The 24,928-nt window shown below is 67.3% G+C and carries 21 protein-coding genes; 13 read left to right on the forward strand and 8 right to left on the reverse strand.

Features of this window, described 5'->3' with window-relative positions:
• Nucleotides 1-59: 59 nt before the first annotated feature.
• The 4 genes from rplI to rpsF all read right to left on the reverse strand — a co-directional run bounded on the left by rplI (nucleotide 60) and on the right by rpsF (nucleotide 1,792).
• On the reverse strand, nucleotides 60-506 hold the full coding sequence (gene rplI / locus QF027_RS24425) for a 50S ribosomal protein L9 (RefSeq protein ID WP_020134131.1): 447 nt from the start codon (nucleotides 504-506) through the stop codon (nucleotides 60-62).
• Between the two features lie 18 nt (nucleotides 507-524).
• Entirely contained in the window at nucleotides 525-761 is a 237-nt protein-coding gene (gene rpsR, locus QF027_RS24430; RefSeq protein WP_003949403.1) for a 30S ribosomal protein S18, read from the reverse strand.
• A 57-nt stretch (nucleotides 762-818) separates the two neighbouring features.
• Nucleotides 819-1,421, reverse strand: a complete 603-nt coding sequence (locus QF027_RS24435) for a single-stranded DNA-binding protein (RefSeq protein ID WP_306978959.1) — start codon at nucleotides 1,419-1,421, stop codon at nucleotides 819-821.
• A gap of 80 nt (nucleotides 1,422-1,501) precedes the next feature.
• Entirely contained in the window at nucleotides 1,502-1,792 is a 291-nt protein-coding gene (gene rpsF / locus QF027_RS24440) for a 30S ribosomal protein S6 (RefSeq protein WP_007383258.1), read from the reverse strand.
• Nucleotides 1,793-2,055: 263 nt separating this feature from the next.
• On the opposite strand from rpsF, the gene QF027_RS24445 reads away from it, so the two are divergent.
• From QF027_RS24445 to QF027_RS24455, 3 genes are all read left to right on the forward strand, one after another.
• Nucleotides 2,056-2,367, forward strand: coding sequence for a hypothetical protein (locus QF027_RS24445; RefSeq protein WP_306978957.1), 312 nt, complete (start codon nucleotides 2,056-2,058; stop codon nucleotides 2,365-2,367).
• A gap of 182 nt (nucleotides 2,368-2,549) precedes the next feature.
• Nucleotides 2,550-3,671, forward strand: coding sequence for a peptidoglycan bridge formation glycyltransferase FemX (gene femX / locus QF027_RS24450; RefSeq protein WP_123761879.1), 1,122 nt, complete (start codon nucleotides 2,550-2,552; stop codon nucleotides 3,669-3,671).
• A gap of 74 nt (nucleotides 3,672-3,745) precedes the next feature.
• Entirely contained in the window at nucleotides 3,746-4,777 is a 1,032-nt protein-coding gene (locus tag QF027_RS24455) for an alanine racemase (RefSeq protein WP_053846236.1), read from the forward strand.
• A 143-nt stretch (nucleotides 4,778-4,920) separates the two neighbouring features.
• Here the strand turns inward: QF027_RS24455 and QF027_RS24460 are convergent, their stop codons facing one another.
• Complete coding sequence (locus QF027_RS24460) at nucleotides 4,921-6,423, reverse strand: glycosyltransferase family 87 protein (protein WP_306978952.1); 1,503 nt, start codon at nucleotides 6,421-6,423, stop codon at nucleotides 4,921-4,923.
• Nucleotides 6,424-6,531: 108 nt separating this feature from the next.
• A complete protein-coding gene (locus QF027_RS24465) occupies nucleotides 6,532-9,216 on the reverse strand; it encodes a transglycosylase domain-containing protein (protein WP_306978950.1) in 2,685 nt (894 codons plus the stop codon).
• A 351-nt stretch (nucleotides 9,217-9,567) separates the two neighbouring features.
• On the opposite strand from QF027_RS24465, the gene QF027_RS24470 reads away from it, so the two are divergent.
• From QF027_RS24470 to QF027_RS24480, 3 genes are all read left to right on the forward strand, one after another.
• Nucleotides 9,568-10,248 (forward strand): PadR family transcriptional regulator, encoded by a 681-nt coding sequence (locus QF027_RS24470; protein WP_069759551.1) that lies wholly within the window; start codon nucleotides 9,568-9,570, stop codon nucleotides 10,246-10,248.
• Between the two features lie 44 nt (nucleotides 10,249-10,292).
• Nucleotides 10,293-11,375, forward strand: a complete 1,083-nt coding sequence (locus QF027_RS24475) for an inositol-3-phosphate synthase (RefSeq protein WP_306978941.1) — start codon at nucleotides 10,293-10,295, stop codon at nucleotides 11,373-11,375.
• 88 nt (nucleotides 11,376-11,463) lie between these two features.
• Nucleotides 11,464-12,738 carry an MFS transporter gene (locus QF027_RS24480; RefSeq protein ID WP_306978939.1) on the forward strand — a complete coding sequence of 425 codons (1,275 nt, stop codon included), beginning with the start codon at nucleotides 11,464-11,466 and terminating at the stop codon, nucleotides 12,736-12,738.
• Between the two features lie 84 nt (nucleotides 12,739-12,822).
• Here QF027_RS24480 and QF027_RS24485 read toward each other — a convergent pair whose 3' ends face one another.
• Nucleotides 12,823-14,265, reverse strand: a complete 1,443-nt coding sequence (locus QF027_RS24485) for a CCA tRNA nucleotidyltransferase (protein ID WP_307077079.1) — start codon at nucleotides 14,263-14,265, stop codon at nucleotides 12,823-12,825.
• A 254-nt stretch (nucleotides 14,266-14,519) separates the two neighbouring features.
• Here QF027_RS24485 and QF027_RS24490 point away from each other — a divergent pair, with 254 nt between their 5' ends.
• The 7 genes from QF027_RS24490 (at nucleotide 14,520) to trxA (ending at nucleotide 24,180) form a co-directional block, all read left to right on the forward strand.
• Entirely contained in the window at nucleotides 14,520-16,889 is a 2,370-nt protein-coding gene (locus QF027_RS24490; RefSeq protein ID WP_307077081.1) for a DUF6049 family protein, read from the forward strand.
• Nucleotides 16,890-16,933: 44 nt separating this feature from the next.
• Nucleotides 16,934-19,204, forward strand: a complete 2,271-nt coding sequence (murJ, locus tag QF027_RS24495; protein WP_307077083.1) for a murein biosynthesis integral membrane protein MurJ — start codon at nucleotides 16,934-16,936, stop codon at nucleotides 19,202-19,204.
• Nucleotides 19,205-19,323: 119 nt separating this feature from the next.
• The gene (locus QF027_RS24500) at nucleotides 19,324-21,012 is read left to right on the forward strand and encodes a protein kinase family protein (RefSeq protein ID WP_307077085.1); all 1,689 of its coding nucleotides are present in this window, start codon (nucleotides 19,324-19,326) and stop codon (nucleotides 21,010-21,012) included.
• A 21-nt stretch (nucleotides 21,013-21,033) separates the two neighbouring features.
• Nucleotides 21,034-21,759 carry an RNA polymerase sigma factor SigM gene (gene sigM / locus QF027_RS24505; RefSeq protein WP_306978928.1) on the forward strand — a complete coding sequence of 242 codons (726 nt, stop codon included), beginning with the start codon at nucleotides 21,034-21,036 and terminating at the stop codon, nucleotides 21,757-21,759.
• Complete coding sequence (locus tag QF027_RS24510; protein WP_307077087.1) at nucleotides 21,756-22,667, forward strand: anti-sigma factor family protein; 912 nt, start codon at nucleotides 21,756-21,758, stop codon at nucleotides 22,665-22,667. The genes sigM and QF027_RS24510 overlap by 4 nt, the downstream gene beginning before the upstream one ends.
• Nucleotides 22,668-22,834: 167 nt before the next feature.
• A complete protein-coding gene (gene trxB / locus QF027_RS24515) occupies nucleotides 22,835-23,803 on the forward strand; it encodes a thioredoxin-disulfide reductase (RefSeq protein ID WP_266562422.1) in 969 nt (322 codons plus the stop codon).
• A 44-nt stretch (nucleotides 23,804-23,847) separates the two neighbouring features.
• Nucleotides 23,848-24,180, forward strand: a complete 333-nt coding sequence (trxA, locus tag QF027_RS24520; protein WP_007383275.1) for a thioredoxin — start codon at nucleotides 23,848-23,850, stop codon at nucleotides 24,178-24,180.
• Nucleotides 24,181-24,232: 52 nt separating this feature from the next.
• Here the strand turns inward: trxA and QF027_RS24525 are convergent, their stop codons facing one another.
• Entirely contained in the window at nucleotides 24,233-24,850 is a 618-nt protein-coding gene (locus QF027_RS24525; RefSeq protein ID WP_306978921.1) for a GNAT family N-acetyltransferase, read from the reverse strand.
• Nucleotides 24,851-24,928 lie beyond the last annotated feature (78 nt).

Below are 24,928 nucleotides of genomic sequence, written 5' to 3' on the forward strand. Positions count from 1 at the left end.
CAGCGGGTGCGGCCCCTTCTCAGCTGACCAGCCAAAGCTGCTCAAGCCAGACGCAGCGATCAGGCTGCGACGACCTCGATGTTGACCTTGGCGGCAACCTCGGGGTGCAGACGCACGGATGTCTCGTGGGCGCCCAGAGTCTTGATCGGCGAGCCCAGCTCGATGCGGCGCTTGTCGACCTCGGGGCCACCGGAAGCCTTGATCGCGGAAGCGATGTCGGCCGGAGTGACGGAACCGAAGAGACGACCGGCGTCGCCGGAGCGGACGGCCAGGCGGACCTTGACACCCTCGAGCTGGGCCTTCACCTGGTTGGCCTGCTCGATGGTCTGGATCTCGTGGATCTTGCGAGCACGACGGATCTGCTCGACGTCCTTCTCGCCACCCTTGGTCCAACGGATCGCGAAGTTCCGCGGGATCAGGTAGTTGCGAGCGTAACCGTCCTTGACGTCGACGACGTCGCCCGCGGCACCGAGGCCAGAAACCTCATGGGTGAGGATGATCTTCATTAGTCGGTCACCCTTCCCTTATCGCGCGGTGGAGGTGTAGGGCAGCAGCGCCATCTCACGGCTGTTCTTGACGGCCGTGGCGACGTCACGCTGGTGCTGCGTGCAGTTGCCGGTCACGCGGCGGGCACGGATCTTGCCGCGGTCGGAAATGAACTTCCGCAGCATGTTCGTGTCCTTGTAGTCCACGTACGTGACCTTGTCCTTGCAAAAAGCGCAGACCTTCTTCTTAGGCTTGCGCACAGGCGGCTTCGCCATGGTGTTTCTCCTGTGTGATCAAGAAGTGTGGGTACGACCCACCCTCCGGCCAGAGGCCTAGAAGGGGGGTTCGTCCGAGTAGCCGCCGCCCTGCTGGCCGCCGCCGGAGTTTCCACCCCAGCCGCCGCCACCACCGCCGCCCTGGCCGCCACCGGCGGGAGCGCCGGTCGCCCACGGGTCGTCCGCGGGAGCAGCGCCGCCCTGCTGGCCGCCGCCGGAGTTTCCACCCCAGCCGCCGCCACCCTGGCCGCCACCGCCACCGCTGTAACCGCCCTGGCCACCCCGCCCGGCTCCGCCGGCCGTCTTGGTGACCTTGGCCGTGGCACTGCGCAGGCTGGCGCCGACTTCCTCGACGTCCAGCTCGTAGACCGTGCGCTTGACGCCCTCACGGTCCTCGTAGGACCGCTGCTTCAGCCGGCCCTGCACAATGACGCGCATGCCTCGCTGGAGCGACTCGGCGACGTTCTCCGCCGCCTGACGCCAGACCGAGCAGGTCAGGAACAGGCTTTCGCCGTCCTTCCACTCGTTCGTCTGGCGGTCGAAGGTGCGGGGGGTGGACGCGACACGGAACTTCGCGACCGCCGCACCGGAAGGGGTGAAGCGCAGCTCGGGGTCATCGACAAGATTGCCGACGACCGTGATGACGGTCTCGCCTGCCATGGGGAACCTCTCGGCGGGTTTGCTGCTCTGGCTGCTTGGTTGCTGCTACTCGAATCCCGAGATCAGCTGAGCGGGAAAGCTCAGTGGGTCTCGGGGCGGAGGACCTTGGTCCGGAGGACCGACTCGTTCAGGTTCAGCTGGCGGTCGAGCTCCTTGACGACCGCAGGCTCGGCCTGCAGGTCGATGACCGAGTAGATGCCCTCGGGCTTCTTCTTGATCTCGTACGAGAGCCGACGACGGCCCCAGGTGTCGACCTTCTCCACCTTGCCGTTGCCCTCACGGACGACGGAGAGGAAGTTCTCGATCAGGGGGGCGACAGCGCGCTCCTCCAGATCGGGGTCGAGGATGACCATCACCTCGTAGTGACGCATGTGGAACCCACCTCCTTTGGACTCAACGGCCACGGTCGTTCCGTGGCAGGAGGGTTGTGATGCGTACGCAACGGTATCGGCCGCCACTGACAATCGGGGCTTCCTCGCGGTAGTCCCGGTCGTGACATGGGCAGACACCGTGCAGACGGTACAGACTACCCGCACACCGGCTTCCGGTTGAAATCCGGCCCCGGAGGCGGTCACTCTGTACACATCGGGTGTGTATGGCGCTACCGTGCGCCGTCTTCCGCAGGAGGTGCCCTATGGCACAGGCAATGCGACCCAACACCGCCGGAGGCCTTTTCGCCACGGACGGAAAGCCCCACCCCCTCCAGGACACGCTGCTCGCGGTGACCCTGGTGCTGGGCGTCACGGCGTTCGTCACGGCGATGTTCCACAACCTGCACCTGCTCAGCTCCTGGACCGGCCTGGTGGGCATCCTCACCGGCGCTTACGGCCAGTGGATCTCGGAGACGACCCGCGAGCGCTTCGGGCTGATCCTCGGTCTCGGCGCGTCCGCGGTCGGCTTCTTCCTCGGCATGGCGCACGGCGGCCTTTTCGGTGGGCTCTTCTAGCTGACGCCACGGGCACGGTCCCCTGACACCAACCAAAGCACCGCGTTACGCCTCGGCGGCCCAAGAGCCGGGGCGCAGGTTCCGTACGCCCAGTCAGGGCGCCCGCAAGGCGCAGTAGGCTTCGGCGCGAGAGCCGGAGCCCCTGTATCCATGGGGACACACCAGCCCGAGGAGCGCCCCGAATGAGCCTGACCCTGAGGACGATCAGTCGCGAGCAGCATCTGGCATACATCCAGAGCCTGCCGTCGGCGAGCCACATGCAGGTTCCGGCCTGGGCAGACGTCAAGGCGGAGTGGCGCTCCGAGAGCCTCGGCTGGTTCGACGAGCGCACAGGGGAGCTGGTCGGCGCGGGTCTCGTCCTCTACCGTCAGCTGCCCAAGATCAAGCGCTATCTCGCCTATCTGCCCGAGGGCCCGGTCATCAACTGGTTCGCGCCGAATCTGACCGAGTGGCTGGAACCGATGCTCGCGCACCTCAAGCACCAGGGCGCCTTCTCCGTGAAGATGGGTCCGCCGGTGATCATCCGGCGCTGGGAGGCCACCTCCATCAAGGCGGGCATCCAGAACCCGGACGTCAAGCGCCTTCGCGACATCGAGGCCGACTTCATCGAACCGCGCGCCTTCGAGGTCGCCGACAAGCTGCGCCGCATGGGCTGGCAGCAGGGCGAGGACGGGGGAGCCGGCTTCGGTGACGTGCAGCCCCGCTACGTCTACCAGGTGCCACTCGCCAACCGGTCCCTGGAAGAGGTGCACAAGAACTTCAACCAGCTGTGGCGCCGCAACATCAAGAAGGCCGAGAAGGCCGGTGTCGAGGTCGTCCAGGGCGGTTACCAGGACCTCGAGGAATGGCAGCGGCTGTACGAGATCACCGCGGTGCGCGACCACTTCCGGCCCCGCCCGCTGTCGTACTTCCAGCGCATGTGGACGGCCCTCAACACCGAGGACCCCAACCGGATGCGGCTGTACTTCGCCCGGCACGAGGGCGTGAACCTCTCGGCGGCGACCATGCTGATCGTCGGCGGGCACGTCTGGTACTCCTACGGCGCCTCCGACAACATCGGCCGCGAGGTCCGGCCCTCGAACGCGATGCAGTGGCGGATGCTGCGTGACGCCTACGCGCTCGGCGCGACCGTCTACGACCTGCGGGGGATCTCCGACTCGCTGGACGAGACCGATCACCTCTTCGGCCTGATCCAGTTCAAGGTGGGCACGGGCGGCCAGGCCGCCGAGTACCTCGGCGAGTGGGACTTCCCGCTCAACAAGCTGCTCCACAAGGCGCTCGACATCTACATGTCGCGCCGCTGACGTCGCGATCTTCGCTTCAATAGCTCCCATACCTCTGATACACCGCAGCCACTAGAAAGGTTCCGGGTCCGGCCATGGCGCTCACGCTCTACGTCGACACCGCGCGCTGGCGGGCGCACCACAAGCACGTGCAGGAGCAGTTCCCAGGGCTCGTCCCGGTCTGCAAGGGCAACGGCTATGGCTTCGGGCACGAGCGGCTGGCGGAGGAGGCCACCCGGCTGGGCTCGGACGTCCTCGCCGTCGGCACGACCTACGAGGCCGCGCGGATCAAGGACTGGTTCGGCGGTGACCTGCTGGTGCTGACGCCGTACCGACGAGGCGAGGAGCCCGTACCGCTGCCCGACCGGGTGATCCGCTCGGTGTCGTCGATCGACGGGGTCTACGGCCTCGTGGGCGCCCGCGTGGTCATCGAGGTGATGTCCTCGATGAAACGGCACGGCATCAGCGAGCAGGATCTGCCGCAGCTGCACGCCGCCATAGAGAACGTGCGCCTCGAGGGCTTCGCGATCCACCTGCCGCTGGACCGCACCGACGGCTCGGACGCCGTCGAGGAGGTCATCGGCTGGATGGACCGGCTGCGCGCGGCCCGGCTGCCGCTGCACACCATGTTCGTCAGCCATCTCAAGGCCGAAGATCTCGCCCGGCTGCAGCAGCAGTTCCCGCAGACCCGGTTCCGCGCGCGCATCGGGACCCGGTTGTGGCTCGGGGACCATGACTCCACCGAGTACCGCGGCGCCGTCCTGGACGTCACCCGCGTCTCCAAGGGGGACCGCTTCGGCTACCGGCAGCAGAAGGCGGCCTCCGACGGCTTCCTGGTCGTCGTGGCCGGCGGTACGTCGCACGGCGTGGGCCTGGAGGCTCCGAAGGCCCTGCACGGCGTCATGCCGCGCGCCAAGGGCGTCGCCCGCGCCGGTCTGGCCACGGTCAACCGGAACCTTTCTCCTTTCGTCTGGGGCGGCAAGCAGCGCTGGTTCGCCGAACCGCCGCACATGCAGGTGTCCATCCTGTTCGTGCCCTCGGACGCCCCAGAACCGAAGGTCGGCGAGGAGCTGGTGGCCCATCTGCGGCACACCACCACGCAGTTCGACCGGATCGTCGACCGCTGAGCGGCGCGAGACGACCGCTGAGCGCCGTGAGAACGGGTCGCCCAGCCCCCCTGGACCGGACGAAGGGCTGTGCACGGAAGCTTCCGTGCACAGCCCTTCGCGTACATGGCCCAATCGGCGTACGCCCCGCTAGCCCTGTTCGCTCAGAGCGAACGGTCGGCGGCTCCGCGGTCGTTGCCCCACTCCACCTGCGGTCCGTCGAAGTGGGCCGCGTGCCGTGGTGGATGGGCGGCGGGGCCGAACACGAAGACGTCCTCCGCTCCGTCGAGCACACCGCCCGAGGGATCGTCGTCGCCGGCCCGCCGTACCACGTCCCGTTCCGGCATGAGGATGTCGCGCAGGACCATCGCGCACAGGTAGGCCGTGCCCAGGAGATGCAGTCCGATGGCCCAGTGATAGCCGTCGGTCGGCAGGCCCTTGTGGGCGTTGCCGCTGGTCGTGTACGCGAGGTACAGCCAGATCCCCAGGAAGTACGCCACCTCGCACGCCTGCCAGATGAGGAAGTCCCGCCACTTCGGCCGCGCCAGCACAGCCAGCGGCACCATCCACAGAACGTACTGCGGCGAGTAGACCTTGTTGGTGAGGATGAACGCGGCGACGATCAGGAACGCGAGCTGGGCGAAACGCGGCCGGCGCGGAGCGGTCAGGGTGAGCGCCGCGATACCGGCGCAGGACAGCAACATCAACAGTGTGGCAAGCGTGTTGACGGTGTCGGTGCTCAACGGGTCGGTCGAGTTCTGCGCCAGGATCAGCCAGAAGGAGCCGAAGTCCACGCCCCGCTCCTGGCTGAACGTGTAGAACTTCGACCAGCCGTCGAAGGCGAAGAACATCACCGGCAGGTTCACCACGAGCCAGGAGACCGCCGCGCCGCCCAGGGCCTTGCCGAAGTCCCGCCACTTGCCCGCCCGCCAGCACAGCACGAACAGTGGCCCCAGCAGGAAGATCGGGTAGAGCTTGGCGGCCGTGGCGAGCCCCAGGAGGACGCCGAAGGCGAGCGAGCGCCCCCGCGCCCACATCAGCATCGCGGAGGCCGTCAGAGCGACCGCCAGCAGGTCCCAGTTGATGGTGGCCGTCAACGCGAAGGCGGGCGCCAGAGCGACCAGCAGACCGTCCCAGGGCCGACGGGCATGCGTACGGCTCACGCAGACGACGATGATGGCCGCGCACACCATCAGCATCCCGGCGTTGACCATCCAGTACCACTGCTCCTGGTGCTGGATGCTGCCGCTGCCGGGCGTCAGCCAGGCGGCGACCTCCATGAACACACCAGTCAGCACCGGGTATTCGAGGTACTGCATGTCGCCGGGGAGCTTGTCGAAGTACGGGACGAGTCCGTCGGCGAAGCCACGTCCCTGATAGAGGTGCGGGATGTCCGAGTAGCACGCATGGGTGTACTGGGAGCTGGCGCCGAAGAACCACCCACCGTTGTAGCAGGGCGCCTTCTGGACCAGGCCCAGCGCGAACACGCCGATGGCCACGAGCGCGATGACCCGGACGGGGGTCCACCAGGACGTCCCCAGCAGGGCACGTCGCCCTAGAGGGCCGCCGATGAACTCGCTGCCGCTCCTGGAGACCTCGTCGTCCTTGGTCGGATGCACTGGGTCCGACTCGTGCACGCTCGTTGGCGTCGATTCAGCACTGGGCATGCGGCCCATCCTGCCGTACGAGGCTAGGAGTACGCCGAGGGCCGCCGCACCTGGTAGGTGCGACGGCCCATGTTTCACGTGAAACACCCTCGACGGGGCATTTGGCAACTAACCGCTTGAGCCGCCGAAGAGCCCCCCATTGCCATTGCCGTTGGTGTTGCCGCCGTTCACGTCCGTCGATGTGGCCGTAGGCGTCGAGGTCACACCTCCGTCGGTGCCACCGTTGGACGTACCACCCGAGTCGCCGCACTGCCAGTCGAACCGGCAGGTCTCGGTCGCTGTGGGGGACGGTGTGATGAGCGTCTGGCTGGGCGTCGGGGTCGGAGTCGGGGTGGGCGACTCGGTCTCAGTGGGCGTCGGAGTGGGCGTCGGGCTGGGTTCGTCGTTGAGGATCTCGCCAATGGGCTCCGGCGTCGGGAAGGGGATCGACTTCTCGCCCTTCAGTGCCTGCTCCATGTAGTCGTGCCAGATCTCGGACGGGAACGAGGCACCATGGATCTTCTCCTGGCCACCTGTTCCGTACATCTCCAAGAAGGTTCGGTTCTTCTTGGTCTCGTCGTCGTCCAGCCGGAACATCGTGATCGCCGTGGACAGCTGCGGGGTGTACCCGACGAACCAGGCGGACTTGTTGCCGTCGGTGGTACCGGTCTTGCCCGCCACATCACGGCCGGTCAGCTGGGCGTTGGTACCCGTACCGTCCTCGACCACGGTCTTGAGGACATCGGTGACGTTGTCGGCGACCTTCTTCTCGAAGGCCCGCCTGGGCTGCGCCTCGTGCGTGAAGACGTCGCCGTCCTTGCTCGTGACCTTCTCGACGGAGTACGGCTCGTTCTGCTTACCGCTGGCCGCGAAGGTGGCGTATGCGCCCGCCATCCGGATCGCGCTGGGGTCGGAGATACCAATGGAGAAAGACGGGAAGTTGGTGCCGGCCAGGCTGTTCTCCTTGAGGCCCGCGTCCATGGCCGACTCCTTCACCTTGTCCAGGCCGACGTCCATGCCGAGCTGCACGAAGGCAGAGTTCACCGACTCCCGCATCGCCTCACGAAGGTCGATCTGGTACTTGGGCGGAGAACCGTAGGACTGCTTGCCGTCGTTCTCCTGGAGCCACTCCTTGTCCTCCTCGTTCTTCCAGATCGAACCGTCGTAGTTCTTGATCTTGAGGTCGTTCTTGCCGCTGAACAGGCTCTTTGCATTGACGACCGTACGCTCGTCCTGCGCCTGGCTTTCGCCCAGATCCGGATCGCGCACGCCCCACTTCATCGCCGCGGCGAGCACGAACGTCTTGAACGTCGAACCGACCTGGGCACCGGTCGAGTCGCAGTTGTTGGTGAAGTGGGTGGTCGCGTCCTCTCCTCCGTAGCAGGCCCGGATCGCCCCGGTGGACGGCTCCACGGACGCCCCGCCGAACTGGACGTAGGTGTCCTTCGTCGGGCGCTTCTTGGGATCGATGTTCTCCTTGCGGACCTTGGTGACCGCTGCCTCGAGTTCCTTGACCTTCTTCTTGTCGAAGGTCGTGTAGATCGAGAAGCCGCCCTGCTGGAGCTTGTCGGCACTGACGATCTTGTTGTTGATCAGGTAGGCCTTTGCGAGGTCGACCAGATATCCGGTCTGCCCCTTGAGCTGGGTGTTGGACCGAGGGTTCTGCCACTTGGGAAGCGCGGTGTACCTGGCCCGCTCCGTCGCACTGAGGTGGCCGTACTCGACCATCTTGTCGAGGGTGTCCTGCATCTGCCCCAGAGCACGCCTGCTGTTGGCCTCGGGCGTGGCGTTCGCCGGGTCGATGGACTCCGAGCCCGCCGGGTCGTAGTACGTGGCGCCCTTGAGCATCGCGGCCAAGAAGGCGCACTCGCCCGGGTTCAGCTTCTGGGCATCCTTGTTGAAGTAGGCGCGCGCGGCGGCCTGGATACCGTAGGCGTTGCGACCGTAGTACGCGGAGTTCAGGTAGCCCGCCATGATCTCGTCCTTCTTGACCGTGGCACCCACCTTGACGGAGATGAAGATCTCCTTGAACTTACGGGTGATGGTCTGGGACTGGTCGTCCAGGCGCGCGTTCTTGACGTACTGCTGGGTGATGGTGGAGCCACCCTGGGTGTTGCCACCCCTGGCCATGTTGAACACGGCGCGGGCGATGCCCTTGGGGTCGATGCCGCTGTCGGTGTAGAAGGTCTTGTTCTCCTGCGAGACGACGGCGTACTGCATCGCCTTCGGGATCTGCGCGAGGTTGACGATCTGTCGGTTCGTCTCACCACCGGTGGAGACCATCTCGGTCTTGTCGGACCAGTAGTAGACGTTGTTCTGCGACGTCGCGGTCTCGGCGACGTTCGGAACGCTCACGAGCGCGTAGCCGACGCCGGCGATCGCGACCAGGCCTCCGATGAAGCCGATGAACAGGCCCGTCACCAGCTTCCAGGACGGCACCCAGCGCGCCGCACCGTACTTGCCCGCCCGTGGATAGTCGATCAGCCGCTTCTTGCCCGGATCGGACGCGCGTCCTCGGCCGGTCGGCGCGCCGCGCCGACCTCCGCGGCCCGGCTCCGCCCCTCTGCGGCGACCAGCGCCTGTGTTTCTCTGGGCCGCACGTCGGGCCTCCGCGCGGCCGCCGTACGGACGATCCTCGCCTCCTGGACCGTAGGAATCCGACTCTTGGGAACTCGTCCCATAGGAGTCGGCAAGAGACCCGGTGGCGCCTCGCGGAGCCGCGCGGCGGCCGGAGGCCGAGCCGGACTGGCCGCGTCGGGCCGCGGCACGTCCGCCTCCCTGCGGCTGCGGCGGTTTGCGACGGTGCTCGCTCATCGAACGACTACTCCTCGGGCAGGCGCACCTTTGCGCGCCTGGAAACGGCGGCTGGTTTCCGGTCCCCCCGAAGTACGGATGTGGTCGGTCCCGCATTCATCCGTACTGCACCGGGACAGCGACGCCCCCCAGGCGTCACTCGGTTCCCGGTGGTGTGCATGCCGCACAGACTACGCACCGTCAAAACCAGCTGAGCCCCGAAGTTCACCCCAAAACAGGCAACTTGGTGCGCATGAATCATTGATGTGATCCCGTTCACCGTCCCCCCACTTGTCGCTTCCGGAAGGGCGTTCTATCGTCTTGATGTATCGAGTCGATACATCGGTGCGAGATAGAGACGAGGAGGCGACGATGAGCCGGCGTTCCGGGATCCTCGAATTCGCCGTACTCGGCCTGCTCCGTGAGTCCCCGATGCACGGCTATGAGCTGCGCAAACGTCTCAATACATCACTGGGCGTGTTCCGTGCGTTCAGCTACGGCACGCTCTACCCCTGCCTCAAGACGCTGGTCGCCAACGGCTGGTTGATCGAGGAACCGGGGCACACCACCGAGGACGCCCTCGCCGCACCACTCGCAGGGCGTCGCGCCAAGATCGTCTACCGGTTGACGGCGGAAGGTAAGGAACACTTCGAGGAACTGCTCTCGCAGACGGGTCCCGACGCGTACGAGGACGAGCACTTCGCGGCTCGTTTCGCCTTCTTCGGCCAGACCTCGCGCGACGTCCGCATGCGAGTCCTCGAAGGCCGCCGCAGCCGGCTCGAGGAACGCCTGGAGAAGATGAGTGCCTCGCTGGCACGCACCCGGGAGCGCCTCGACGACTACACGCTTGAGCTCCAGCGCCACGGGATGGAGTCCGTGGAGCGCGAAGTGCGCTGGCTGAACGAGCTCATCGAAAGCGAGCGGGCCGGCCGGGACCTGAAGGGTCCCGGCCATGGAGAGCCCACTCGCGACACCACAGAGGGAGCGCCGGGCGTCCTGCCCCGGACCGGGGACACCCCCGGTCCGGATACGCCCGGCGACACCGCCACGTGAGGTCCCTGCCAGGGCCTCACTCGTACACACAGGGAGCAACCGGAATGGGTTCGGTTCGCGTAGCCGTAGTCGGCGTGGGCAACTGCGCCGCGTCGCTGGTTCAGGGAGTCGAGTACTACAAGGACGCCGATCCGGCGGCCAAGGTCCCCGGGCTGATGCACGTCCAGTTCGGCGACTACCACGTGCGTGACGTCGAGTTCGTCGCGGCGTTCGACGTCGACGCAAAGAAGGTCGGTCTCGACCTCGCCGACGCCATCGGCGCCTCCGAGAACAACACCATCAAGATCTGCGACGTGCCGAACACCGGTGTGACCGTCCAGCGCGGCCACACCCTCGACGGCCTCGGCAAGTACTATCGCGAGACGATCGAGGAGTCCGCCGAGGCCCCGGTCGACGTCATCCAGATCCTCAAGGACAGGCAGGTCGACGTTCTCGTCTGCTACCTGCCCGTCGGCTCCGAGGACGCGGCGAAGTTCTACGCCCAGTGCGCCATCGACGCCAAGGTCGCCTTCGTCAACGCCCTCCCGGTCTTCATCGCCGGCACCAAGGAGTGGGCGGACAAGTTCACCGAGGCGGGCGTCCCGATCGTCGGCGACGACATCAAGTCCCAGGTTGGCGCCACCATCACGCACCGCGTCATGGCGAAGCTGTTCGAGGACCGGGGTGTCGTCCTGGACCGCACGATGCAGCTGAACGTCGGCGGCAACATGGACTTCAAGAACATGCTGGAGCGCGAGCGCCTGGAGTCCAAGAAGATCTCCAAGACGCAGGCCGTCACCTCCCAGATCCCCGACCGGGACATGGGCGCGAAGAACGTCCACATCGGCCCGTCCGACTACGTCGCGTGGCTCGACGACCGCAAGTGGGCCTACGTCCGCCTCGAGGGCCGTGCCTTCGGCGACGTCCCGCTGAACCTGGAGTACAAGCTCGAGGTCTGGGACTCCCCGAACTCCGCCGGTGTCATCATCGACGCCGTGCGCGCCGCGAAGATCGCCAAGGACCGCGGTATCGGCGGCCCGATCCTGTCGGCCTCCAGCTACTTCATGAAGTCCCCGCCGGTCCAGTACTTCGACGACGAGGCCCGCGAGAACGTCGAGAAGTTCATCAAGGGTGAAGTCGAGCGCTAAGGCTCACTCAAAACGCTCCTGCCAGGGCTACAGAGGGTCTCCGGGTTGTATCACCCGGGGACCCTCGCCGTATGTGAGGCTGTGCCCCATGTCCGTCGTGCGTGATCTGCGGGTCCTGCTGCGCTTCCGGGACTTCCGGCGTCTGCTCTCCGTGCGCCTGCTCTCCCAGGGCGCGGACGGTGTCTACCAGATCGCGCTCGCCGCCTACGTCGTCTTCTCCCCAGAGAAGCAAACCTCGGCCGCGGCGATCGCCTCCGCGATGGCGGTCCTGCTGCTCCCTTACTCCTTGGTGGGCCCCTTCGCCGGCGTCCTCCTGGACCGCTGGCGCCGCCGTGAGGTCTTCCTCTACGGCAACCTCTTGCGCGCCCTGCTGGCTTCGGTGACGGCCGTCCTGATGCTCAGCCACGTCCCGGACTGGCTCTTCTACGTCTCCGCCCTGTGCGTCACCGCCGTCAACCGCTTCGTTCTGTCCGGCCTGTCCGCCGCACTGCCCCGTGTCGTGGACGAGGAACGACTGGTGATCGCCAACTCCCTCTCCCCGACGGCCGGAACTCTCGCCGCGACCGCAGGCGGCGGCCTCGCCTTCGTCGTACGACTGGTGGTCGCCGACTCCGACGCAGTCGTGGTGCTGCTGGGAGCGGGGCTGTACCTGTGCGGCGCGCTCGCCGCGCTGCGCGTGCCACCCGAACTGCTGGGCCCCGACCGTGGGTTGATCAAGCCCCACCTCGGTACGGCTCTCGCCGGAACGGCCCGCGACCTGGTCGCCGGTATACGGCACCTGGCCGCACCCTCACGTCGGTCGGCCGCCCGGGCGCTCGGCGCGATGTCACTCATGCGGTTCTGCTACGGCGCTCTGCTCGTCATGGTCCTGATGCTCTGCCGGTACGCCCTGGCGTCCGATCCGGACGACGGACTTGCCCTGCTGGGCGTGGCATTGGGACTCTCCGGTGCCGGCTTCTTCGTCGCCGCCGTCATCACCCCTTGGACCGCAGGAAAACTCGGACCGGAGCGCTGGATCGCCGTGTGTGCGGCGACCGCCGCAGTGCTGGAGCCCACTCTCGGACTCCCCTTCGACACCGCTCCGATACTCATCGCGGCGTTCGTCCTGGGCCTGATCACCCAAGGCGCGAAGATCGCCACGGACACCATCGTGCAGTCCTCCGTAGATGACGGATTCCGGGGCCGGATCTTTTCCGTCTACGACGTCCTGTTCAACATCGCCTTCGTGGGCGCCGCAGCCGTAGCCGCCCTGATCCTGCCGCCGGATGGCCGCTCGGTGACCCTGGTGATCGGGGTCGCCGTTCTCTATGCTGCGGTCGCCCTGGCGATGACGAAGGAACGGCGGATGGCGGCGGAACGATGAGGGGGCGATGTTTCACGTGAAACACCGCCCCCTCTATGCGCCAGGGGTCATGTTTCACGTGAAACATGACCCCGTTTCACGGCCTCAGCCCTGTGCGGCCCACCACTCCTTGAGCGCGGCCACCGCTTCGTCGTGCCCCATCGGCCCGTTCTCCAGACGAAGCTCCAGCATGTGCTTGTACGCACGGCCCACAGCAGGTCCTGGCCCGACACCGAGGATTTCCATGATCTGGTTGCCGTCGAGGTCGGGCCTGATCGAGTCCAGCTCCTCCTGCTCCTGAAGCTGGGAGATCCGCTCCTCCAGACCGTCGTACGCACGCGACAGCGCGGCCGCCTTGCGCTTGTTCCGGGTCGTGCAGTCCGAGCGGGTCAACTTATGGAGCCGGTCGAGCAGCGGACCCGCGTCCCTCACATAGCGGCGAACCGCCGAGTCCGTCCACTCTCCGGTGCCGTACCCGTGGAAACGCAGATGGAGTTCAACGAGCCTCGAGACGTCCTTCACCAGCTCGTTGGAGTACTTGAGCGCCGTCATCCGCTTCTTGGTCATCTTCGCCCCGACCACTTCGTGGTGGTGGAACGAGACCCGGCCGTCCTTTTCGAAGCGGCGGGTGCGCGGCTTGCCGATGTCGTGGAGCAGTGCGGCCAGGCGGAGGGTCAGGTCGGGTCCTTCCTTCTCCAGCGCGATGGCCTGCTCCAGGACAATCAGCGTGTGCTCGTAGACGTCCTTGTGCCGGTGGTGCTCGTCGCTCTCCAGGCGCAGGGCCGGAAGCTCGGGCAGCACATGCTCAGCAAGCCCTGTGTCGACCAGCAGCGTCAGGCCCTTGCGGGGATGGGCGGACAGGACGAGCTTGTTCAGCTCGTCCCGCACCCGCTCGGCGGAGACGATCTCCAGACGCCCGGACATCTCCGTCATCGCGGTGACCACCTCGGGCGCCACCTCGAAGTCGAGCTGCGCCGCGAAACGCGCAGCCCGCATCATCCGCAGCGGGTCGTCCGAGAAAGACGCTTCCGGAGTGCCTGGCGTCCGCAGCACACGCGCCCCGAGGTCGTCGAGGCCGCCATGGGGGTCGATGAACTTCTTCTCGGGGAGAGCTACGGCCATCGCGTTCACGGTGAAGTCACGACGGACGAGGTCCTCCTCGATGGAGTCGCCGTACGACACCTCGGGCTTGCGCGAGGTCCGGTCGTACGCCTCGGACCGGTAGGTGGTCACCTCGATCTGGTAGCCGTCCTTCTGCGCCCCCACGGTTCCGAAGGCGATCCCTACCTCCCACACGGCGTCCGCCCAAGGCCGAACAATCTTCAGAACGTCCTGGGGGCGGGCGTCGGTCGTGAAGTCCAGGTCGTTGCCGAGCCGCCCGAGCAGTGCGTCCCGGACCGAACCGCCGACCAGGGCGAGTGAGAACCCGGCCTCCTGGAAGCGGCGGGCGAGGTCGTCGGCGACAGGTGCGACCTCAAGCGGTTCCTTCACCGCGCGGTCCTGCACCTGGCTCGGAGCACTGAGGTTGTCTTTGTTGGCGTTCGGCACAACAGAAGAGGGTACGTGGCCCGGGCCTCTCCGAGCGCCTCCATTAAACGTGCACAGACTCGCCATCCGGACCTGCACAAGGTCTGCTCCGGAGACTCACGGGCACGCTCTCCTTTATACCTGCACATTCAGGACAGTGCGGTAGTGTCCTCCGATCTTGTAGAGCAGTCCGCGGCACTTCCCCTCAGCGTGCATCGTTACCATGCGTGGACGCACATTCCGACGACCACTGACGACGAGGGACGGGCGAGCGCGTGGCCGAGGCGGCAGACTTCCAGGGGACGAGTCCCTCACCTGCCCGCCGCTGGCTGCGGCGTACCGGGGCCCTGCTCGCAGGGGCTCCTCTGCTGGCCGGACTGTGCCAGCTGACCACTGCAGCGCCCGCTCAGGCCGCCGACGACTCCGGATCCGTGTCCGTCGCGGTCGACACACTCAGCCCCAGCGCGCCTACGGACGGTGACACGCTCACCGTATCGGGGACGGTGACCAACAACGGCAAGCAGGCCGTCACGGCCGCCCATGTGGGACTGCAGGTGGGCCCGGAGCTGAACACCCGCTCGTCGATCGACACCGTCACCGAAGACAAGGACTCGCTCCAGGGCACCACGGGATCCGAGGTCGGCGGCAAGTATGTGGCGAAGTTCGCGAAGTTGACCCCCGGGGTGGCCGAGCCCTTCTCCATCTCCGTGCCGGTCGACGAGTTGGTCCTCGGCGACGCCGGCGTCTATCAGTTCGCTGTCTCCCTCTCGGGCAAGACCTCCGCGCAGCCGTGGGACCGGACGCTCGGCATCCAGCGGACCTTCCTGCCCTGGCAGTCCGACGGAGTGGACACGAAGACGAAGACCACCTTCCTGTGGCCACTGATCTCCACTGTGCACATGACGGCTGAGACCGGCTCGAACGCGCAGCAGACGCCGGTCTTCCTCAACGACGACCTCGCCGAGGAGATCTCGGCAGGCGGCCGCCTGGACCAGATGCTGTCGCTCGGCGAGAACCTGGACGTCACCTGGGTGATCGACCCGGACCTGCTGGCGTCCGTCGACGCGATGACCCGCAGCTACCGGATCCAGGGCGAGGGCGACACCACCACCGCGGGCACCCACCAGGCACTCGCCAAGCAGTGGCTGGCCAGGCTGCAGAAAGCGGTGGAGGACAAGGAGGTCGTCGCGCTGCCTTTCGCCGACCCCGACCTCGCCTCGCTGGCCCACAACGGCACGAGCGTCACCGGCTCTCTCAGCCACCTCGACGAGGCCACCGATGTCGCGGCCACCACGGTGAGGACCGTGCTCCACGTGACACCGAGCACCGACTTCGCCTGGCCGGTGAACGGCGCGGTGGACCCGTCGATCGTCAAGGTCGCCACCTCCGCCGGGGCCGACAAGGTGATCGCTCGCAGCGACAGTCTCCAGGAGACCGCCGGACTGTCGTACACGCCCTCCGCGGCCCGACCCATCGGTGGCGGCACCACGGCGGTCGTCGCGGACGCACGGCTGTCGACGGCGTTCCAGGGTGATCTCACGAGGGCCTCCTCCGCCACACTCGCCGTTCAGCGGTTCCTCGCCCAGAGCCTTGCTCTCGACCTCCAGACGGACAAGCAGCGCAGCATCCTCGTCGCCCCCCAGCGCACGCCCACGGCGAGCCAGGCCGACGCCATGGCCGAAGCGATCACCGCTCTGCAGGGCGGGAACTGGTCCCAGACGCAGAAGCTCGCGGCGGCGGCCGCGGCCAAGCCCGACCCCGAGGCCACCACCAAGGTGCCCTCGGCCTTCGCCTACCCCTCGTCGCTGCGCAAGCAGGAGCTGCCGAAGCCGGCCTTCCAGCAGATCGCCAGCACACAGAACAAGCTCGACAACTTCAAGGTGATCCTCTCGGACCAGTCCCGCGTCGTGACCCCCTTCGGACGGGCCGTGAACCGCGAGATGTCCACGTCGTGGCGGGGCCGCGCCATCGAGGCGAGCGACTTCCGCAACGACGTCGAGGCCTACCTCGACGAACTGATCTCCCAGGTCAGCCTGATCGACAAGTCGGAGACCAAGCTCTCCGGCCGCAGCGCCACGATCCCCGTGACGGTCCAGAACAACCTGGTTCAGGGTGTGGAGCACCTGAGGCTGCGGCTGACCTCGCTGAGCCCGAACCGGCTCGAGATCGGTGGCTCCTCCTACTACGAGCAGCCGGTAGAGGTCTCGGGCGGCCACAGCCAGACGGTGAAGTTCACCACGACGGCCAACGCCAACGGCAAGGCCTCGGTGGTCGCCCAGCTGTACACAGAGGACGGCCAGCCGTACGGCGACGCCGTCAAGTTCGACGTGAAGGTCACCGAGTTCACGGCCACGGTGATGCTGGTCATCGGCGGCGGTGTCCTGCTGCTGGTCCTGGCAGGCTTCCGTATGTACACCCAGCGCAAGCGGGCGGCCGCCCGTGCGGCCGAGCAGAACGGCCCCGACGACGAGGCGGCCGAAACCGTGGACGGTCCGGAGAACCCCGCAGGCCCCGAGGACCGTCTCAAGGAGGAGTCCGGCACCGGCACCGGGGCAGGCGACCCGGAGCAGCCGAGTGACCTGACAGCGGACACCGCAACGGAAAGCGCCGACCCGTCCGGCACGGGTGAGAGAGTGGACCGTTGAGGATGTCGTGGCCGGTGGGCCCGGGACGATGAGGTGGGGTAACCATGAACGCGCCGTACGACGGTGATCGCGGTCAGGGCGCGGACAGCTCGGCTCGCCCCGAGGGGCCGCCGCCCGAGCCTGACCAGGCGCCGCCGCAGGCTCCCGCGGACATGTATCTCCAGGACGCGTACGACCAGGACCCCTACCGTGCGCAGGACCTCTCTGCCCAGGACCCGGTCGCCGAGGCTCTCTACGACCGTGCCGCGCATCCCCCGCCGCCCCCCGGCACTTATCAGCCCCAGCAGCCGCTGTACTCCCAGCCGCCCCAGTCCCCCTACGCCCCCGACCCGCACGTGTGGGCACAGACCCCGGCGCCCGAGCCGGAGGGTCCGACGCAATATCTGCCGTACGGCGACAACCCTCGCACCACCCAGTTCGTGGGGGTCGACGACCTCATGAGTCAGGCCGGCGAGGAACGCCACGAGCCGGACGCCTTCGCCCATCTCTTCCGGGACCAGCAGCAGGGTGGCGGCCGTCCGACGGATCCCCCGTCGGTGCCGGCGCCGACGCCGGCACCGGGCGGGTCGTCGCCATCGTCGGCACCGCAGTTCCAGGCAGCCGCGGCCCCGGCTCCCTCGGCCGACGAGACCATGAATCTCGGTACCGCGCCTGCTGCGACGGCGCATGCCTCCCCTGCTCCCGGAAAGAAGGCCGGGGGCCTGCTGAAGTCGAGCGCCGTGATGGCCGCGGGCACGATGGTCTCGCGTCTCACCGGCTTCGTTCGCTCGGCGTTGATCGTGTCGGCGCTGGGTGTCGGTCTGCTCGGTGACACCTTCCAGGTCGCCTACCAGCTGCCGACGATGATCTACATCCTTACCGTCGGCGGCGGCCTCAACTCCGTTTTCGTGCCGCAGCTGGTGCGTGCCATGAAGGAGGACGAGGACGGCGGCGAGGCGTACGCCAACCGGCTGTTGACCCTGGTGATGGTGGCGCTCGGCGTACTCACTGGGCTCGCCGTCCTCGGCGCCCCGTTCCTGATCCGGCTGCTGTCCGACTCGGTGGCCGGCGACCCGGCGGCCAACGAGGTCGGCATCACCTTCGTCCGCTACTTCCTGCCGTCGATCTTCTTCATGGGCATCCACGTGGTGATGGGGCAGATCCTCAACGCGCGAGGGAAGTTCGGCGCGATGATGTGGACCCCGGTCCTGAACAACATCGTCATCATCGTGACGCTCGGCATGTTCATGTGGGTCTACGGCACCGCGGCCGACTCCGGCATGAAGGTCACGAACATTCCGCCGGAGGGGCAGCGGCTCCTGGGCATCGGCGTACTGCTCGGCCTCGTGGTCCAGGCACTGGCGATGATCCCGTACCTCCGCGAGACCGGCTTCCGGATGAGGCTGCGCTTCGACTGGCGGGGCCACGGCCTCGGCAAGGCCGTGACGCTCGCCAAGTGGACCGTCCTGTTCGTCCTGGCCAACCAGGCCGGCGCGATCGTCGTCTCGCAGCTGTCCACTGCGGCGGGCAAGGCCTCGCCGGTCGACGGCACCGGCTTCGCCGCCTACGCCAATGCCCAACTCATCTGGGGCCTGCCGCAGGCCATCATCACCGTCTCCCTGATGGCGGCTCTGCTGCCGCGCCTGGCCCGTTCGGCGGCCGAGGAGGACGGCGGCGCAGTCCGTGACGACATCTCCCAGGGCCTGCGCACCACTGCCGTCGCGATCGTGCCGATCGCCTTCGGGTTCGTCGCCCTCGGCATTCCGATGTGCACGTTGATCTTCGGCTCGTCCGGTATCAGCGAGGCCACGAACATGGGCTTCATGCTGATGGCCTTCGCCCTTGGCCTGATCCCCTACTCCGTGCAGTACGTCGTCCTGCGCGCCTTCTACGCCTACGAGGACACCCGCACCCCCTTCTACAACACGGTCATCGTGGCAGCGGTCAACGCGGGTGCCTCGGCGCTGTGCTACATGGTGCTGCCACCGCGCTGGGCCGTGGCGGGCATGGCTGCCTCGTACGGTCTCGCCTACGCGATCGGCGTCGGCGTCGCCTGGAACCGGCTGCGTAAGCGCCTCGGCGGCGACCTGGACGGCAACCGCGTCCTGCGGACCTACGCCCGGCTCTGCATCGCCTCGGTACCGGCGGCGTTGCTGAGCGGTGCGACCTGCTACGGCATCGGTCACTCGCTCGGCCAGGGAGTCGTCGGTTCGTTCGCCGCTCTGATCGCGGGTGGAGCGGTTCTGCTCGGGATCTTCTTCGTCGCCGCTCGCAAGATGCGGATCGAGGAGCTGAACTCACTGGTCGGCATGGTCCGGGGGCGTCTGGGGCGCTGAGGCAGGGGTACGCGCACAACCATCGTCCGCCACTGTGTGTCGTGCATAGCGTCGGACTGTGGGCACAATTGGATTCTGCGTCGCACGGCGCGCAACGTATGGGGAGGCAGGGAACGACGGTGGCGGAACGGAGCACGGCTGCCGTCGACGTGGCAGACAACAGCGGTGACGAACCGCTGACCGCCCAGGCGGACCAGTCCACGGCCGACGGCCTGGCCAAGAACCGGGAGCGGGACACGGAAGGCGTCGAGGCACAGGGGAGTGGCGGGACCGAGAGTCCTGGCAAGGCGTCACCGCCGGAGTTGCACAGCGGCCACAAACTCGCCAGACGGTACCGTCTCGAGGAGTGCGTCACCCGTCTGGACGGATTCAGCAGCTGGCGTGCCGTCGACGAGAAACTCCGTCGGGCCGTCGGCGTGCACATCCTGCCCGCCGACCATGCGCGGGCGCGTTCCGTCCTGGCCGCGGCCCGTTCGTCCGCGTTGCTGGGCGACCCGCGCTTCGTCCAGGTCCTCGACGCCGTCGAGGAGAACGACCTCGTCTATGTCGTCCACGAATGGCTGCCTGACGCGACCGAGCTGACCGCGCTCCTCGCTCCGGGCCCGCTGGAGGTGTATGACGCCTACCAGATGGTCAGTCAGGTGGCGTCCGCCATGGCCGCGGCCCATCGCGAGGGGCTCGCGCATCTGCGACTGAACCCGAACGCGATCCTGCGTACGTCGAGCGGGCAGTGGCGCATCCGCGGCCTCGCCGTGAACGCCGCGCTGCGGGGCGCGAGTTCGGAGACTCCACAGCGCACCGACACGGAGGCGATCGGCGCGCTCCTGTACGCGGCGCTCACCCAGCGGTGGCCGTACGAGAACGACGCCTACGGTCTGGCCGGTCTGCCCAAGGACGTCGGTCTCATCGCGCCCGACCAGGTGCGGGCGGGTGTCCACCGCGGGCTGTCCGAGCTGTCCATGCGGGCGCTCGCCAACGACGGTGCGACCGCCTCGCGGCACGAGTCGGCGTGCACCACACCCGAGGAACTGGTCAAGGCGATCGGTGAGATGCCCCGCATCCGCCCGCCGGAGCCGGCGTTCACGGCCCCGCCCGAGTACCAGCGCACGACGTACCAACAGGGCACGTACGGCCGTCCGACACCGCACCCCGGCGTCACTCAGCCGGTCCCGGCCCCGCCTCCACCCCTCCAGAGCCGCACCGGCCGGGCCCTGAAGTGGGCGGTCTCCGCCCTCCTCATCGCCGCGCTGGGCCTGGGCAGTTGGCAGCTCGCGGACGCGCTGATGGACCGGGGCGGCAAGTCGGACGAGAACCAGACGCAGACGACCGACGACGGCGACAAGAGCCCCACCAAGGCAGCCAGCACACCCATCGCCATCGCCAAGGGATTCGACTTCGACCCGTTCGGCGACGGATCCGAGAAGCCCAACGACATAAAGAAGGCCTACGACAACGACACCTCGTCGTACTGGCAGACGGACTTCTACAAGGGCGCCGACTTCGGGAACCTCAAGCCGGGCCTCGGGATCATTCTCGACCTCGGCAAGGTCCAGGACATCGGCAAGGTCACCGTCACGTTCATGGGCGACACGTCTGTGGAACTGCGCGCCGCCTCCAGCGACGCGAGCTCCAGGCCCACGAGCTTCGATGCCTACACGAAGGTCGCGCAGGGCTCCGGTACCGGAGTCCCGCTCAAGCCGGACAAGGCCGTGAAGTCTCGCTACCTTCTGATCTGGTTGACCAAGCTGCCGCTGACGGAAGAAGGCAATTACCGCGGCCGGGTGGCAGACATCAAGATCGCCAGTTAACGGGGAGAGGAGGGGGGTCCGATGGCAGATGACACCGCGTACGGCGACACCAGCGATCAGGACCTCCTGGCCCTTCATGTAGACGGCGACCCCGACGCCTTCGGCGAGCTCGTGCGGCGGCACCGGGATCGGCTCTGGGCCGTCGCCCTCCGCACGCTCGGAGACCGCGAGGAAGCCGCTGACGCCGTTCAGGACGCCCTTGTGTCCGCATACCGCGCCGCGCACACGTTCCGGGGCCAGTCCGCGGTCACGACCTGGCTGCACCGGATCACGGTCAACGCCTGCCTGGACCGGGCCAGAAAGGTGGCCTCCCGCAAGACGTCTCCCGTGGACGACACCGAGCGCCTGGAGCAGCTCCTGGAGCCGCACGAGTCCGCTTCGGCGCCCGCAGAGCGCAACGACCTCCACCGCCAGCTCCTGGAGGCCCTCGGCACGCTCCCGCCCGACCAACGGGCCGCCCTCGTCCTGGTGGACATGCAGGGCTACCCGGTCGCCGAAGCCGCCCGCATGCTCGACGTGCCGACGGGGACGGTCAAGAGCCGCTGTGCCCGAGGCAGAGCCAGACTGCTCCCCCTTCTCACTCATCTGCGGCCGGAAAGAGCCGGAGACGGCAGAGAAGCGGGCGCTGGACGGAACCGGACGCAGGGGACATCCGTCCCACCCGCAGCGGGGCCTCCGTCAGAAGGCCCGCCAGATGCGGGACCAAGCGATTCAGCTGCAGTGAAGGGCGGAGGTGGGCGAGCGTGACTTCCACGACAGACACAGCCGGGCACCCGGACGTCGCGGAGATCTCCGACCTCACCGAAGGCCTCCTCCCCGCCTCCAGGACTGCAGATGTACGTCGGCATCTGGACGAGTGCGAACTCTGCGCGGACATGCACGCGTCGCTGGAGGAGATCCGCGGGCTGCTCGGCACACTGCCAGGTCCACCACAGATGCCCGCCGACATCGCCGGTAGGATCGACGCCGCCCTCGCCGCGGAAGCTCTCCTGCAGGCAACTGCTCCCGAGGTTGTGAACGCACCGGCGCCGGTCGAGACGACGCATGTTTCACGTGAAACATCGTCCGCCGCCGTCCGCCCCACGGGGCATGCCCATACTGCCACCACCGGACCCGGCCGCAAGGACCGCAAGGACCGCAAGGACCGCAAGAGGAGCGAACGCCGCAAGGTTGCCGTCCTCGGCGCCGTCTTCACGGTCGCCGCACTGGGATTCGGCACCGTTCTGCTGTCGGCGTTGGACGACGGCAAGCCGACCGACGCGCCACACGGACAGGCGACCACCGCCGACACCTTCTCCGCGAGCGGGCTCGAGAAGCAGGTCTCGGATCTTCTCACCGAGAAGAGTGCAAGCGGCGGCGGGTCTCGGACTCCGCATACCAGCATGGGCGCGAACAACGTCCCGGGCTCCGGGGATCCCCGCATCCTCGTGACGCCTGAGGTCCCGCAGTGCATCCAGAACGGCATTCACACCAGTGACTCGCCGCTCGCAACCGAGGACGGCGTCTACAAGGGCACGGACGCGGTTCTCGTCGTGCTGCGTGACCCCTCTGACAGCACCCGGGTCACCGCCTACATCATGGATGCGTCGTGCGTGAAGAACGCACCGACGGGCACCGCGAAGGTTCTGCTGAAGCAGTCCTACGCGCGCTCTTGAGCACGCACGCTTCGTCTCCGTCCTGCGTCGTAATGCGTACGGTGTGGCCTCTCCGTGTGCCCGGACACACCGGGAATGCGCGCCCCTTAGGATCCGTTGGGTGGGGTGAGAGTTCTGAGTGGGCTCCACCGGTCCGACGACGCAGTCCAGAGACGAGGAACCTAGCTGTGAGCGACGTCCGTAACGTGATCATCATCGGCTCCGGGCCCGCCGGCTACACGGCGGCGCTCTACACCGCGCGCGCGTCGCTGAAGCCGCTGGTGTTCGAGGGCGCCGTCACCGCCGGCGGCGCGCTGATGAACACCACCGAGGTGGAGAACTTTCCCGGCTTCCAGGACGGCATCATGGGCCCCGAGCTCATGGACAACATGCGCGCCCAGGCCGAGCGCTTCGGTGCCGAGCTCGTCCCGGACGACATCGTCAGCGTCGACCTGACCGGCGAGATCAAGACCGTCACCGACACCTCGGGCACGGTGCACCGGGCGAAGGCCGTGATCGTCACCACCGGCTCGCAGCACCGCAAGCTCGGCCTCCCGAACGAGGACGCTCTCTCCGGGCGTGGTGTCTCGTGGTGTGCCACCTGTGACGGCTTCTTCTTCAAGGACCAGGACATCGCCGTGATCGGCGGTGGTGACACCGCGATGGAGGAGGCGACCTTCCTCTCCCGTTTCGCCAAGTCCGTGACGATCGTCCACCGTCGTGACACCCTGCGCGCCTCCAAGGCGATGCAGGAGCGAGCCTTCGCCGACCCGAAGATCAAGTTCGTGTGGGACAGCGAGGTCGCCGAGATCCAGGGCGACCCGAAGCTCTCGGGTCTGAAGCTGCGCAACCTCAAGACCGGCGAACTCTCGGACCTGGCGGTCACCGGCCTGTTCATCGCGATCGGCCACGACCCGCGCACCGAGCTGTTCAAGGGCCAGCTCGAGCTGGACGGTGAGGGCTACCTGAAGGTGGAAGCGCCTTCGACCCGCACCAACCTGACCGGTGTCTTCGGCGCCGGTGACGTGGTCGACCACACCTACCGCCAGGCGATCACCGCGGCCGGAACCGGCTGCTCCGCCGCTCTCGACGCCGAGCGCTTCCTCGCCGCCCTCGCGGACGAGGAGAAGGCCGAGCCCGAGAAGACCGCTGTCTGACCCCCATCCCGCCCCACCGCACCAACCCAGTTAAGGAGCCCGCCGTGGCCGGCACCCTGAAGAATGTGACCGACGATTCCTTCGAGCAGGACGTCCTGAAGAGCGACAAGCCCGTCCTGGTGGACTTCTGGGCCGCCTGGTGCGGACCGTGCCGTCAGATCGCGCCGTCCCTCGAGGCGATCGCCGCCGAGTACGGCGACAAGATCGAGATCGTCAAGCTGAACATCGACGAGAACCCGGGTACGGCCGCCAAGTACGGCGTCATGTCCATCCCGACTCTGAACGTGTACCAGGGTGGCGAGGTCGCCAAGACCATCGTCGGTGCCAAGCCGAAGGCCGCGATCGTCCGCGACCTTGAGGACTTCATCGCCGAGTGATGTTTCACGTGAAACACGATGGGGCCGGCCCGAAAGGGCCGGCCCCATCGCATTACAGGGGACGCAGCGCTGGTTCCTTCTGTACCGCTCCCAGAAGCCGGTCCAGTGCCATCTCTACGTCTTCCTTCCACGAGAGCGTGGTGCGCAGATCCAGCCTCAGCCTCGGATAGGCGGGGTGGTGCCTGACCGTCTTGAAGCCCACGGCAAGGAGATGGTCTGCGGGAAGCAGGCAGGCGGGCTCTTTCCAGCGAGCGTCACCGAAGGCCTCGATAGCCTTGAAGCCGCGCCGCAGCAGATCCTTGGCGACCGTCTGCACCATCACGCGGCCCAGGCCCTGTCCCTGATAGCCCGGCATGATGAACGACGTCATCAACTGGACGGCATCCGGAGAGACAGGACTCGTGGGAAACGCCGTCGAGCGAGGAACGTACGCGGGAGGGGCGTAGAGGACGAAGCCCACCGGTACGTCGTCCACGTAGACGACTCGACCGCACGATCCCCAGTCGAGAAGGACGGCGGAGATCCAGGCTTCCTTTTCCAGAGCAGGTGTCCCCGCTTTTATCGCGGCTTCTCCGCTGACGGGGTCCAGCTCCCAGAAGACACACGAGCGGCAACGCCGGGGGAGGTCCGGAAGGTTGTCCAGCGTGAGCGGTACGAGCCGACGCCCCATGAAGGCTGATCCTCGCTTCCTTCGCCCGCCGCGTCGCGGGCGGCCGTCAAAGCGCTCCGTTCCCTGAGCAGGCTGCCG

Source organism: Streptomyces canus, from assembly GCF_030816965.1.
GTDB classification, from domain to species: domain Bacteria; phylum Actinomycetota; class Actinomycetes; order Streptomycetales; family Streptomycetaceae; genus Streptomyces; species Streptomyces canus_E.

Bases quoted from the DNA above. Each gene is read 5' to 3' on its own strand.
- rplI (WP_020134131.1), bottom strand. From the start codon at position 506: ATGAAGATCATCCTCACCCATGAGGTTTCTGGCCTCGGTGCCGCGGGC.
- rpsR (WP_003949403.1), bottom strand. From the start codon at position 761: ATGGCGAAGCCGCCTGTGCGCAAGCCTAAGAAGAAGGTCTGCGCTTTT.
- QF027_RS24435 (WP_306978959.1), bottom strand. From the start codon at position 1,421: ATGGCAGGCGAGACCGTCATCACGGTCGTCGGCAATCTTGTCGATGAC.
- rpsF (WP_007383258.1), bottom strand. From the start codon at position 1,792: ATGCGTCACTACGAGGTGATGGTCATCCTCGACCCCGATCTGGAGGAG.
- QF027_RS24445 (WP_306978957.1), top strand. From the start codon at position 2,056: ATGGCACAGGCAATGCGACCCAACACCGCCGGAGGCCTTTTCGCCACG.
- femX (WP_123761879.1), top strand. From the start codon at position 2,550: ATGAGCCTGACCCTGAGGACGATCAGTCGCGAGCAGCATCTGGCATAC.
- QF027_RS24455 (WP_053846236.1), top strand. From the start codon at position 3,746: ATGGCGCTCACGCTCTACGTCGACACCGCGCGCTGGCGGGCGCACCAC.
- QF027_RS24460 (WP_306978952.1), bottom strand. From the start codon at position 6,423: ATGCCCAGTGCTGAATCGACGCCAACGAGCGTGCACGAGTCGGACCCA.
- QF027_RS24465 (WP_306978950.1), bottom strand. From the start codon at position 9,216: ATGAGCGAGCACCGTCGCAAACCGCCGCAGCCGCAGGGAGGCGGACGT.
- QF027_RS24470 (WP_069759551.1), top strand. From the start codon at position 9,568: ATGAGCCGGCGTTCCGGGATCCTCGAATTCGCCGTACTCGGCCTGCTC.
- QF027_RS24475 (WP_306978941.1), top strand. From the start codon at position 10,293: ATGGGTTCGGTTCGCGTAGCCGTAGTCGGCGTGGGCAACTGCGCCGCG.
- QF027_RS24480 (WP_306978939.1), top strand. From the start codon at position 11,464: ATGTCCGTCGTGCGTGATCTGCGGGTCCTGCTGCGCTTCCGGGACTTC.
- murJ (WP_307077083.1), top strand. From the start codon at position 16,934: ATGAACGCGCCGTACGACGGTGATCGCGGTCAGGGCGCGGACAGCTCG.
- sigM (WP_306978928.1), top strand. From the start codon at position 21,034: ATGGCAGATGACACCGCGTACGGCGACACCAGCGATCAGGACCTCCTG.
- QF027_RS24525 (WP_306978921.1), bottom strand. From the start codon at position 24,850: ATGGGGCGTCGGCTCGTACCGCTCACGCTGGACAACCTTCCGGACCTC.